11 protein-coding genes are annotated in these 13355 nt (G+C 35.3%); all 11 read right to left on the bottom strand.

What is annotated here, in order from left to right:
- Positions 1 to 78: 78 nt before the first annotated feature.
- The 11 genes from ACFOZZ_RS12965 to ACFOZZ_RS12915 all read right to left on the bottom strand — a co-directional run bounded on the left by ACFOZZ_RS12965 (position 79) and on the right by ACFOZZ_RS12915 (position 13132).
- A complete protein-coding gene (locus ACFOZZ_RS12965) occupies positions 79 to 975 on the bottom strand; it encodes a hypothetical protein (protein ID WP_376815399.1) in 897 nt (298 codons plus the stop codon).
- On the bottom strand, positions 972 to 2210 hold the full coding sequence (locus tag ACFOZZ_RS12960; RefSeq protein ID WP_286696737.1) for a DnaD domain protein: 1239 nt from the start codon (positions 2208 to 2210) through the stop codon (positions 972 to 974). The genes ACFOZZ_RS12965 and ACFOZZ_RS12960 overlap by 4 nt, the downstream gene beginning before the upstream one ends.
- A gap of 1 nt (position 2211) precedes the next feature.
- Positions 2212 to 2784, bottom strand: coding sequence for a dephospho-CoA kinase (gene coaE / locus ACFOZZ_RS12955; RefSeq protein ID WP_286696738.1), 573 nt, complete (start codon positions 2782 to 2784; stop codon positions 2212 to 2214).
- Entirely contained in the window at positions 2772 to 3725 is a 954-nt protein-coding gene (locus tag ACFOZZ_RS12950; protein WP_376815398.1) for a Gfo/Idh/MocA family protein, read from the bottom strand. The genes coaE and ACFOZZ_RS12950 overlap by 13 nt, the downstream gene beginning before the upstream one ends.
- 2 nt (positions 3726 to 3727) lie before the next feature.
- On the bottom strand, positions 3728 to 4540 hold the full coding sequence (gene mutM / locus ACFOZZ_RS12945; RefSeq protein ID WP_376815397.1) for a bifunctional DNA-formamidopyrimidine glycosylase/DNA-(apurinic or apyrimidinic site) lyase: 813 nt from the start codon (positions 4538 to 4540) through the stop codon (positions 3728 to 3730).
- The gene (gene polA / locus ACFOZZ_RS12940; RefSeq protein ID WP_055232679.1) at positions 4540 to 7143 is read right to left on the bottom strand and encodes a DNA polymerase I; all 2604 of its coding nucleotides are present in this window, start codon (positions 7141 to 7143) and stop codon (positions 4540 to 4542) included. The genes mutM and polA overlap by 1 nt, the downstream gene beginning before the upstream one ends.
- A gap of 1 nt (position 7144) precedes the next feature.
- The gene (dnaE, locus tag ACFOZZ_RS12935; protein WP_376815396.1) at positions 7145 to 10210 is read right to left on the bottom strand and encodes a DNA polymerase III subunit alpha; all 3066 of its coding nucleotides are present in this window, start codon (positions 10208 to 10210) and stop codon (positions 7145 to 7147) included.
- Positions 10211 to 10286: 76 nt separating this feature from the next.
- Entirely contained in the window at positions 10287 to 11006 is a 720-nt protein-coding gene (locus ACFOZZ_RS12930; RefSeq protein WP_055288797.1) for a lysophospholipid acyltransferase family protein, read from the bottom strand.
- Positions 11003 to 11467, bottom strand: coding sequence for a dihydrofolate reductase (locus ACFOZZ_RS12925; protein ID WP_270396852.1), 465 nt, complete (start codon positions 11465 to 11467; stop codon positions 11003 to 11005). Before ACFOZZ_RS12925 ends, ACFOZZ_RS12930 begins: the two co-directional genes overlap by 4 nt.
- Positions 11464 to 12324: a thymidylate synthase gene (locus ACFOZZ_RS12920; RefSeq protein WP_349677207.1), complete on the bottom strand. Its 861-nt coding sequence runs from the start codon at positions 12322 to 12324 to the stop codon at positions 11464 to 11466. Before ACFOZZ_RS12920 ends, ACFOZZ_RS12925 begins: the two co-directional genes overlap by 4 nt.
- A 118-nt stretch (positions 12325 to 12442) precedes the next feature.
- Complete coding sequence (locus ACFOZZ_RS12915) at positions 12443 to 13132, bottom strand: hypothetical protein (RefSeq protein ID WP_055232691.1); 690 nt, start codon at positions 13130 to 13132, stop codon at positions 12443 to 12445.
- Positions 13133 to 13355: the final 223 nt, after the last annotated feature.

The raw sequence follows: 13355 nt of genomic DNA, 5'->3' as shown, positions 1-13355 counted from the left end.
CTTATGAATTATATTCAAAATCATTCTAGCATAATTGTTCGTTCCTTACCATCAATAATTCTATTCCAATCAATTTTTTTAGTCAATAATTATTTCACAACATAGCGCTTTCATTTTAGAAACAATATTTTTTGCTCTTAACTGTTCACGTTTATCATTATATTTACTCATGTAAATCGTTTCCAGATCTTCAAAACTGTATGCAGAAGTCATGAAAGTAGGCAATTCATTTAAAATACGATAGTCTAAAATCATTGCAAGAACTTCATCTCTAGACCAGTTCGTGACATTTTCTTCCCCTACACTATCCAAAAGTAAATAAGGGATGTTTTTTACAAGTTCTACTAAAAATGTATCTTCATTTGAATTAAAGCTTGCTTTGACATCTGCCATAAGTGTAGGTACATGACATAAGCCTACTTCATAGCCACGTCTCGCAAGTGCATTCATCATACCTGCCATAATTCTTGTACGATTGGGTCCACCACATACTAAGAAGCCTTTTGTTTGTGGTTTATTGACATATTCAACCAACTGTTTAGTTAAATGCATCGTACCTGAGTTTTCTTTATTCATTGCTTCAGCACTCATATCCTTTAGGCTAATAAGAGCAAGTCTAGTAGACATGTTGTTGTAATGGAAGCGAGAAAGAAGCTGATCATTTTCATGCTTTTCAAGACCATAAATACAGCTGCACACATCACGATGAACATAGGAATCATAGCTCAAAGTAATCTGCTGACCTTTATTCATCTTAGGACATTCATTGATACCATGACAATGCACACAAGGTTCATGATCATCCACATAGGCAAGTAAGTCCACCCAGGCATCTTCTAGAGCCTTTTGAGTGAGATGATTCTTTTCTACGAATTCTCTAATATCTTGTCTTTTAACTAACTCTTGTAGACTTTGGTTTCTTGTATTTTCTAATTCTTTATCAAATGAAAGAATCTGACCCGCTTTCATCATCATAGATCACCTCCTAGTTCTTCCATTAGTCTTCTTAATTCTTCTTTATCTTGTTCTGTCACTTTCTGTTGTTTCTTTTCAGGTTTCTTTGTTGTCTTCTTTATTGTTTGCTGAGGTTTTGAATTATGAACCTCCTGATACGCATCACGAGCTGTCTTTAACCCTTTTCTTACCCATGAAGCACCAATTGTTTCACAATAGTTCTTGTCTAGTCGTCCATTACTTCTACCTAAAACATATTCTATCAACATATTAGTGACTGCAGGAGTAAGACCTAAAGCCATCAATGATTCCGCAATATTGAGATCATGAAGGGCTGGTTCTTTTCCTCCCTGCTTATTCTTTAATAGCTGATAAGGTGAGATTGTCTCTAGATATCTAAAGTGCTTGTTTAAGTTATCATCATCAGTTTGTGGTGAAGCATGCTGAATGGGCTGAGTGTGATAGACCTCTTTAAGTGAATTTGCTGAATCAGCACTATAGTAACGTTTAGCCTGTTCTACTAAAGCTTTACGATTAAACTTACCTTCCACAATCGCATCCTTAACCATTAAGGCGAGAGATAATTGATCAATTGCATAAAGAGTCGCAATCTGCTTAATTGTATCTTCATTACGATTCACTATTTTCATAGGAACCTGATAATCCTTCAATGTTTCATAGAAGAGCGTGAGATCATAGTGAATAACAGGACGTTCACTTTCTTCTTCCTGATATCCTGAATCATGTCGTAATGGTTTATTCTGTGATAAATCAATTGTGAAGACATCTTCAAAGCATGATGTGACTTCCTCATATTCAGTGAGCTTTTCTAGTCCTGAACGGAAGTAATTCTTTGTTTTAGTATATTCTTCTATACCGATTGTCTTCTGTAATAAACCTGCAAGTATCTGATTTCTAAAGAAGGCATTGACAGAAAGTGGTGTCATTAAGTGAAAGATATAGACCCCCTGCCCTTCTGATTCTTTATAGTAGGACTTAAGTAAACTTAAGCCTTCTAGAGTCTTTCTTGCCTGGTCTAATTCTTCCAAGTCTAGATTTAAAGCCATAGTCAAGCGACTGATCGCACAAGGCTGATGGAAATGACGCATACGCATAGATTCAACATTCAAATACATATAAAGGCTATAAGCCTGTGTCTTGAGTAATGGTGCATATAAATAAGTGAGAATATCACAGTCATTACTACTAAGTGGTAATGAACGTTCACTTAAATAGACATCTGTTGCATATAACATCTTATTCCACCTCCTTTAAGACACGTAATATTTCTTTTTCTAAATCATAATAGTTTGTATTGTTTCTAATGATATAATCCGCACGTTTTTCTTTGTCTTCTAAAGACATCTGGTTTCTAATACGATCTAATGCCTGTGTACGTGTACAATGGTCACGGGATAAGACTCTTTGGATCTGTGTTTCTTTGTCGCAGCTAACGACTACTGTATGATCACATAGATCATCCCACCCTGCTTCAAATAACAATGGGACATCAATAAAGACAAGGTTATTTTTAGATTGTTTGATTTTTTGTACAATGACGCTTCTAATATAGGGATGTAGGATGCCTTCTAGATAGTTCTTTTCATCCTGATTATTAAAGATAATATCTGCCAGCTTCTGTCTGTTGATTTTTTCGTTTTCAAGTACAGGAAAGTGTTCAATAACCTGTTTAAAAGCTTTTGTATCAGGTTCTAATGCATGACGTGAGATTTCATCTGCATCAATCACTTCATAGCCATGAGTCATTAAATAATAACTAACTGTACTCTTCCCACTCGCAATACCACCAGTGAGTCCTATGACCTGCATATTGTTTCTCCAATACGTTCCATAAGTTCTATACAATCAATACTATCCTGATGACTCATACGATCACTTTCTACCTTAATGTACGCAATAGATTCATGACAAGCTTCTATTTCAGTATGGAAATCATCAGTATCATAAGGGATTTCTCCTGTGAAGGATTCACCATTAAATGAAATAACTGCTTTTGTAGGACGATAGAATGGATCTAGTGTGATAGTCCCTTTAGTACCTGTAATAATCATATCTTTTCTTACTGGTCCATCAAGTGAAGCTTCCATAAAGGCTTTGACACCATTTTCAAATTCTAGAGTAATCGAATCATGAACATCTACACCATGTTCTACTTTCACATCATTAGAAATAGAAACGACAGGACTCTTCACAAAATCTAAGACAGTCGCAATATTATAAATGCCTGTATCATATAAAGCACCACCTTGTTTTGGATCATAAATATAAGAATGCTCATCATAAGGTACAATGGATTGAAAATGGTTTTCTATAGAAACAATATCTCCAATAATACCTTTATCTATTTCTTTATGAACTTGATTGATCATTGGAATAAATCTGGATTTCATGGCTTCCATAAAGAAGACATGATTCTTTTCTGAATAGTCACAGAGTGTTCTTATTTCTTTGCTTGTCAAGGTGGCTGGTTTTTCTACTAAAACAGCTTTATGATGCTTCATTGCTTCTAATGCATACTTGTAATGAGAGGCATGTGGCAATGCGATATAGACAATATCTACATTCTCATCTTCTAGTAACTTCATATAATCATCATAGATTTTTTCTGGATGATAGAGTTCCTTAAATTGTTGTCTTTTTTCCGGATTATGAGAAGCCCCTGCATAAAAGCATGCTTCATCAAAATGAGAGAGACTCTCACAGAATCTCTGGGCAATTCTTCCTAATCCTATTACACCCCAATTCAACATATTTAGTATCTCCTTTTCTGACAGTGAGGACAATAATATGTTCCTCTTCCTGCAATTGTGATTTTCTTTATAGGTCCCTTGCACTTTGAACATGTTGTTTGTGCATGAACAGATAAAGTAACCTGAAATAAGCCATGGATTCCATTGGCATCAAATGAATGGATAGTTGTCCCACCCTGGGCAATGGCTTCCTTTAAAATAGTACTGGATACTTCTATTAATTCTAAAATACGTTTCTTTGAAAATCTGTCTCCTCTTGTACGAGGATCCATACCCATTCTAAAACATATTTCATTCGCATAGATATTTCCAATTCCAGTAAAAATAGTCTGGTCTAATAATAATTGTTTGATAGGCAGATGACTTTGATGGATATGTGGATAGATATAGTCAAATGTCGCTTCCATTGGTTCCTGTCCTAAACGACTCAGTGGTGGATATTCACGATAGTATTCTTTGTCTACTAACTGCATACGACCAAACTTTCTTGTATCGTTATAACGAAGATCTGTGCCATCTGTCATATGAAAGATAATATGATCATGTTTATCATAGGGTTCATCTTTCTGTTTTATATTGTATTTCCCTTCCATTCTTAGATGAGAAATAAATGCGTCATGATCTAAAATAAAGATCAAATATTTACCATATCGATCTATATCGCATATGGATTGATGAATAAGTGTAGAGACAAATGTTTCTACATCGCCATCAATAATACGTGGATAACGTACTTCTATAGAGTCAATTGTTTTATGAAGTACGAAGTTCTTAAGGGTTCTTCGTACTGTTTCTACTTCTGGTAATTCAGGCATTACTTTAATTCACACCAGTTCTTGGCATAGTTGCCTTCTACAATAAGAGGTACATCCATCTTAATGCAGTTTTCCATCTTTTCTTTCACAAGAGACATCACTTCTTCTAGTTCATCTTCAAAGACATCAAAGATCAATTCATCATGTACCTGAAGAATCATCTGAGATTTTAAGTGATGAACTTTGAGTGCTTTATCCACTTCAATCATCGCAAGTTTTAGAATATCTGCTCCCGTTCCCTGGATTGGTGTATTCATTGCATATCTCTGTGCCTGCTGACGTACCATGAAGTTCTTATCATTGATGGTAGGAATATATCTTTTTCTATTTAATAGTGTAGAGACATAACCCTGTTTTTTACATACTTCTACGACTTCATCCATATATGTTTTTACTTCTGGATATGTTTCAAAATATTTATTAATGAAGTTTCTTGCTTCGGTAATGGACATACCAATGTCCTTAGAGAGTCTGAATTCACTCATACCATAGATGATTCCAAAGTTAACGGCTTTCGCCTGTGAACGCATCTGTGGAGTGACTTCTTCATCTTTCACACCAAATACTAAAGCAGCTGTATGTCTATGGATATCCTTACCTTGATTAAAGGCATCAATAAGGTTCGTTACATGAGCCATATGTGCCAGTATTCTTAACTCAATCTGAGAATAGTCGAAGGATACAAGATAACCATTATGTGATACAAAGGCTTTTCTAATTAATTTTCCTTCTTCACTTCTTACAGGAATATTCTGAAGATTTGGATCAACAGAAGACAAACGTCCTGTATGGGTAAGTGTCTGTTTGTAGATTGTATGAATCTTATTGTCTGGGAAGACCTGTTCCTGCAGTCCTTTTAAGTATGTAGAAGAGAGTTTAGTCAACATTCTATATTCAAGAACAAGTGGGACAACAGGATGGGCATCAATGATCTTTTCTAAGACATCCTGGCTTGTAGAATAACCTGTCTTTGTCTTCTTGCCGCCCTTTAAGCCTAGATCTTCAAATAAGACCTGACCTAACTGTTTAGGTGAAGAGATGTTGAAGGTTGTACCTGAAATACGGTAGATATCATTAGACAACTTTTCAATTGTTTCATCAAAGGCTTCATCCATTTCCTTTAATACATCTAAGTCTATTTCAGTTCCTGCAAATTCCATTTCTCCTAGAATACGTGTCACAGGAAGCTCAATGTCTTCATATAGTTCATACTGCTTTTTATCTTTTAATTCTTTTGTGACAACATCTTTTAATTCATAAATAGCCTTGGCTTTAGAAACAGTATGCTGAGCAAGTAATGCATCATCTGGAATATGCTTTTTAGCACCCTTTCCAAATACTTCTTCATCATACTGAACACCATCATAGTCAAAGTGTGTACATACATATTTGAGTTCTTCTTTAATAGCTGGTTCTAATACATAAGATGCAAGAGACAAATCAAATGTATAACCATTGATTTCTACACCATTCCATCTAGAACCTATGACTGCACTCTTGATATCATAACCATACTTCTTCTTAGTTTCATCCTTTAGATAAGCAAGGAATGATTCATCCTTAAGGGCATTCTCATAAGAAATAAAATAAGCCTGTTCATCATTATAGATACCATAACCTAGAATAATAGAACGATGGTAATTTGTATCATAAATAGAAGCATAGACAGCACTGTCTTTTGTGATTTCAGGCATATGGTCCACTATTTCTAGTTTTAGTTCCTTTTTAGGTGCTGCTTCAATTGTCATAGATTTAATCAAAGAGTTCATATCATATGTTTCATAGAATGACTTTAATGTGTCATAGTCATAGCCTTCATACTCTGCTTTCTTCAAATCAACATCTAAAGGAACATCTCTAAGTATTGTAGCCACCTTCTTACTCATTAAGGCATCTTCCATACCTGCTCTGATCTTTTCACCCATCTTACCCTTGAGTTCATTCTGGTGTTCTTCTAATCCTTCAATGGTTTCATACTGGTGTAATAGTTTTAAGGCAGTCTTTTCACCTATACCTTTGATACCTGGGATATTATCAGCAGTATCACCCATTAATCCTAGGAAATCTCTGATCTGATCTGGCTTTAAGCCATATTTATCAAGTAAAGTCTGTTCGTTATAAATATCAAGTTCAGTCACACCTTTGACTGTACGATAGATTGTCGTTTGAGGCGAAATAAGCTGGAATGCATCTTTATCTCCTGTATAGACCGATACTTTCAGATTATTCTTTTCACCAAAATCAACAAGTGTACCAATAATATCATCACCTTCAAAGCCTTCTACTTCATACCATGTGATATTATGGGCTGTTAAGTATTCTCTTGCGAGAGAGAACTGAGGAATCAGTTCTTCTGGTGTTTCTTTTCTTTGGGCTTTATAGGTATCCAACAATTCATTACGGAATGTTTTCTTTCCATAATCAAATGCGACAATCACATACTTAGGATTATTATCAAGGATCTTATCCACCATACGGGCAAATCCATAGACACCATTAGTAGGAATACCATTACGATTCACCATATAGTTTCCTGTATAGCTAGTGGCATAGAATGCCTTAAATAGTAATGAGTTCCCATCTATTAAAATCAATTCTTCCATTTTATAACTCCTTTACTTGATTGATAATAAGAGATAAACGATCACGGTATTGAACACGTACATTCATTTCCACAATCTTTCCTCTTTCTAATATATTCTTAAAACGTTCATATTGGTTAGAGAAGCAGACAAATTCTACCTGTCCTGTTTCATCCTGCCCTTCAATGAATGCCATTTCTCGACCTTTCTTATCTACAATGGCACGTACTGAACTAATAGAACATACAACTAATATATTACGATCCATATAGTTTTCTACATCTACAAGATTAACTAAGGGATGCTTGATCTTCTGTTTTACATAAACAATAGGATGTGTAGATACATAGAGACCGAGTACTCCTCTTTCTCTTTCTAAACGTTCATATTTGTTTTCTCTGACTTCTTCAAAGATTGGCTTTTCATCCACCCCTAATTGAATATACTCTAACATCAGTGAAATATTCTTACGTAAATAAGCGCGATTTTTATTAAATTCATCAAAAGCTCCTGCATCAATTAAACTTTCTAGCATCTTAGATGAAAGAGAAGGGATACGGGATAAGAAATCATACATATCCTTAAAGAGACCTTTTTCTCTTTCCTTAAGAATCATCTTATAGCCTGCAGCCCCTACATTCTTAATAGAGACTAAAGAATAACGTATTCCTCCTTCTTCTACTACAAAGCGTGAATAAGAATAATTAATAGAAGGTGGAAGAATCTTGACTCCATAGCGTTTAGATTCTTCTATAATACGCATCTTACTAGAAGCAGAACCTGATTCATTGGAAAGAATAGCTGCAAAGAAATAGAGTGGATAATTCGCTTTTAAATAAGCCAATTGATAAGCCATATAACCATAGGCGACAGAGTGACTCTTATTAAAGCCATAGTTCGCAAATTTCTCTATCATCTGATAAAGTTTCAAGGCAATCTTTTCATCAAATCCTTTCTTGATAGCTCCCTGAAGGAATTCTTCCTTCATACTAGCCATCATGCTTTCATCTTTTTTAGAAACAGCTTTTCTTAATATATCTGCACGTCCTAAAGAGAATCCTGCAATGATCTGAGCAATCTGCATGATCTGTTCCTGATAAATCATAATACCATAAGTAGACTTTAGAATAGGTTCAAGTTCCTTGACTAAATAAGTAATATTATTTTTATTCTTTCTACCTTCTAGATAGAGAGGAATATTTTCCATTGGACCTGGTCGATATAAAGCCACTGCAGCGACGATATCATCAAAATGATCCGGTTTCATCTTCATAAGTAATGAACGCATTCCACTTGATTCTAACTGGAAGACACCTGTTGTATCACCACGAGAGATAAGGTGGTAGGTACGTGCATCATTAAGAGGAATACTATTGATAGAAAATGTCTGACCAAGTCTTCTTTCTATATCCTTCATAATATAATCAATCATAGTCAGATTCTTAAGTCCTAAAAAGTCCATCTTGAGTAAACCTGTTTTTTCAATATAGTCCTTAGAATACTGGCTCATGATCATATCACTTGGACCGATGACCAAAGGCACAACATCTCTTAATGGTTCATAGGATAAGACAACCCCTGCTGCATGCATTGTAATATTACGTGGAAGATATTCTACTAAGCTCATAGGCGCAATAAGGCGTGAAAGCACTGGATCTTTTTGAATCATATCCTGGAATGAGGCACTTGTAGAATAAACTTCAGTAATACTTTTACGATGTTTAGGTGCAGTAGGTATCATCTTCGCAATCATTTCGAGTCTTGGCAAAGGGATACCCATCACTTTTCCTAAATCCTTTATTGCGACACGTGGACCATATGTAGAAAAAGCGACAATCTGTGCCACATGATCATGACCATATTTGTTGCATACATATTGAATGACTTCATCACGACGATCATCCTGGAAGTCTACGTCAATATCTGGCATGGATACTCTTTCTGGATTCAAGAAACGTTCAAAAAGAAGATCATATTTTAAAGGATCAATATTTGTGATTCCTAAGCAATAGGCAACCAATGAGCCTGCCGCAGATCCTCTTCCTGGGCCTACGAGTATACCATGTTTTTTCGCATATTGTACATAATCAAATACAATTAAGAAGTAATCATCATACCCCATAGTATGAATAGTTTTTAATTCATAAAGTAAACGGTCTTTATAATCATCTGTGATAGTCTGATTTTTAAAGCGTTGTTTCAATCCTTTAATACAAAGATGTCTGAGATATGCCCCACTATCACCATGAGGTGTCTGATAGTGAGGAAGACCGTTCTTTGTTTTTTGAATAGAACCATAACAGTTATCAATCATTTCTTCTGTATTCTTAATAATATCTGGATAACGGCTAAATAATTCTCTGATTTCTTTTTCTGTTTTTAGATAACGCTCACTTGTAAGTGGTACATAATCCTTAGAAAGCACTTCTCCCTTTTTAGAAGCTTGTAAGAGATCAAGTGTAAAGGCATCATGTGGATGTAAATAACGCACATCATTACCCCAGATACAGGGAATATCTAAGAATTGAGCATATTTAATCAATGTCTGATTACGAAGTGTATGTCCCTTGAGGCCATCTTCCACAATCATGATACGATAAGAGGCACCAAAGAGCTTCTTCATAATTTTCATAAAACTTAGTACTGGACTCTCTATTTGAGCATGAGTGAGCAAGTCTTCTTTACTTGTGGCTTCTTGTTCGATGAGTCGATCTTCATATTCATGAGATACAACATAAAGATGATCACGATAGTTGGATAAAGCTTTCAATGTGATAGCTTTATTCTCATTGAGATTAATATCACTCACAATACGTACCAAATCCTTATAACCTACATCATCACGTGCATAAAGTAATAAATGTATTAACTCATCATTAAACATAATAGAGGCATTGACACCTAGTATCGGCTTAATAGAAGCCTTCTTGCAGGCTTCATAGAATTCATAGGCCCCATACATGTTGTTATCATCTGTTAAGGCAAGAGCCTGGATATGTTTTGATTTTGCGTTGTCTATAAGCGCATTAATTAATAGAGTACTCTCTTGAAAGCTATAAGCACTTTTAATCTGTAAGTGTCCAAACATGGTATCCTCTCCTTCCTTGTTCCTCATTATACCAAATTATCCCTTTCATTTATAGTTAGATGAAAAAAGAACATGCCTAAGCACGTTCTTCGAGTTCATCCATTTTAGTCTGTATTCTTGATTGTACAAGATTAGCTACTTCTACGCTGTTCATATCCTTATATTCTTCATAAGGAATTGGTGATAGATAATGAATACCACAATCAACTCTCTTAATAGAATTACTGTCTAATACTTTAAAACAGTTATGCATGACACATGGAATAATTGGCACCTGTGCATCCATAGCCGGTTTAAATGAACCACCCTTGAATTCTAATAATTCATTTCCTTTTTTAGAACGTGTCCCTTCTGGGAAGATCACATAAGGAATACCTTCAGACATTTCCTTTTTAACCTGTCTCATAAGCTTCATAGAAGCTCTTAAGTTTGTACGGTCAATAGCAGGATATTCCATGAATTCAGCCACATCTCTTAAGAAGATAACATCTAATAGTTCTTTTTTAAAGACAATCTTGAAAGGACGTTCAATACTGTCAAATAATGCAAGGATATCAAATAATCCCTGATGGTTTGGAGCTACAAAGAAACCACCTGTTTCAGGAAGATATTCTGTACCTGTAATAGTTAGATTAACACGTGCTCTTTTAGTTGCTTTCTTTAGAAGTCTTCTTGTCCAGTCAATACGATCTTCAAAAGGAATCGTATCCTTATGCTTCTTGATATGTTTTAACTGGAAGATCAGTACTGGTAATTCAAAGAAGAAACGAAGCACAATTAATATAAGTCTTTTCATTTTTGATAGATTTCTAGTGTAAATGTCTCAAATGGCTTTTCTTCTACGAGACGATAGTTATATTCAGAAAAGTCAGGGAAATATGTTTCCCCTGTATAGTCTCCAGGAATTCGTGATAAAAGAATCTGATCACAATATGGAAGTGCCTGTTTATATACAGAAGCACCACCAGAAATAAAGAGGTCTTCACCACGTTCTTTAAAAGATTGAATCGTTCCTACTAAATCATCCACGACTTCTACTCTTTCATCTTCAAAGTTATGAGAGAGAACGATTGTATGACGTTTAGGCAAAGGTTTACCAATGGCCTGGTAAGTTGTTTTACCCATTAATAATGTATGATTGAGTGTTGTACTTCTAAAGTGTTTAAAGTCTTCGCTGTTATGCCATGGCATCCCATTGTCTGTTCCCTTCTTACCAATGAGATTATTCTTATCAGCTGCAACAATGATAGTGATCATACACTGACCTTACCTTTCAATGGACCATGAGATTGATAACCTTCTAGCTTGATATCTTCAATCTTGAAATCAAATAGATTATCAATATCTTTATTTAATACAAGACGAGGAAGAGGAAGTGGTTCTCTTTCAATCTGAGTCTTAACTACATCAAAGTGATTCTTATAAATATGAGCATCACCAATTGTATGAATAAATTCTTTTGGTTCATAGCCACATACCTGTGCAAGCATACATGTAAGTAAAGCATAAGATGCAATATTAAACGGAACACCTAAGAACGTATCAGCACTTCTCTGATATAACTGACAGCTTAAATATTTCTTATCACTTGATACATAGAACTGCATGAGTGTATGACATGGTGGTAAAGCCATCTCATCAACCTGGCTAGGGTTCCATGCAGAAATAATATGTCTTCTAGAGAATGGATTATTCTTTAAAGAATCAATGAGTTTCATTAGCTGGTCAGTGCCTTCATTATTGAAGTTACGCCACTGTGCACCATAAACAGGACCAAGGTTACCATGCTTACTAGCAAAGTCATCATCATTCTTGATCTTTTCTACAAATTCTTCTAATGTTTCACCGTTAAAGTCTTCACTCTTCTTAAAGTCTTCATAAGGCCATTCGTTCCATATTTTTACATTACGGTCTACAAGATATTTGATATTTGTATCACCCTTGATAAACCATAATAGTTCTTCCGCAATAGGACGTAAATACATCTTCTTAGTAGTAAGAAGAGGAAATCCTTCACGTAAATCATAGCGTGTCTGATATCCAAATACAGAACGTGTACCAGTCCCTGTGCGATCAGGACGGTCTTCACCATGTTCTAGGATATATCGACACATATCTAGATATTGTTTCAAAATTTATTCCTCCTTTATGCATTTGTCCTCATAATAACATAAATCCTCATATAGATGTTAAACAAAAGCCCTATCTTTGTATAAAAAAGAAGAAGTATTTCTACTTCTTCATCTGTTCACGGTAGTTTTCCATCATATCTTTAAATATTTCAGCACTTGTAGGAGGTGTGAAAGTGACTGCATTCGCACCTGCTTCAATGACTTCTTTAATTGTTTCTTCAGTTGGTCCACCAGTCGCAATAATTGGAAAATCCTTATCAATAGCGCGTAGTGCCTTGACGATTTCTACTGTATTCTTTCCACCAGATACATTGATGATTCTTGCACCACTATGTAACATACGTTCTTCTAAGTCTTCGTCCAAAGATACAACAGTGAGGACAATAGGAATATCTACTATACGTGATAATTCTCTGATCATTTCTGTATGTACAGGGGCATTGAGTACAACAGCAGCTGCACCATGTAATTCTGCATCTAAGGCAATCTTGAATACTCTTGCACCATTGGTAGTGCCTCCTCCTACTCCTACAAAAACCGGTTGTCTGGCGACACCAATAATCGCATTGGTGATCTGGATTGTAGGTGTAAAAGGATAAACAGAAAGAATCGCATCTGCGTTATTATTCGCAATAAGTGCAACATCTGTACTAAACAATAAACTTTTTATACGTCTTCCATTCACATTAATACCACTGGCTTTGTACATCACTTCTGGTACTTCTACAGTATGTTTTAATGTGGACTGTATTCTTGGTGTCATTTTAGGGGTTTTCATTAAATCATTCATATTTTCCTCCATTTCCCCGCACCTTCGTTGCGCGGACACAAATATATAACCAAACTCAAATCCACCAAAACTCTAGTGTGCCTCTCGATATAATAGTATAATCAAAGAGAGGTGGTATACTACAGAGCACGTAGGGGTGAGTAGGCAATTCTGCTTAAATAGAATATCCTGAATATTTATAAGTCGCCGCTATCTTTTCAAGCACAAATAAGTTGGACTTAGA

Source organism: Catenibacterium sp. GCM10023432, assembly GCF_042651925.1.
GTDB classification, from domain to species: domain Bacteria; phylum Bacillota_I; class Bacilli_A; order Erysipelotrichales; family Coprobacillaceae; genus Catenibacterium; species Catenibacterium mitsuoka.
Note: the sequence above shows the minus strand (reverse complement) of the source record. Positions and strands in the feature narration are given on the sequence as shown.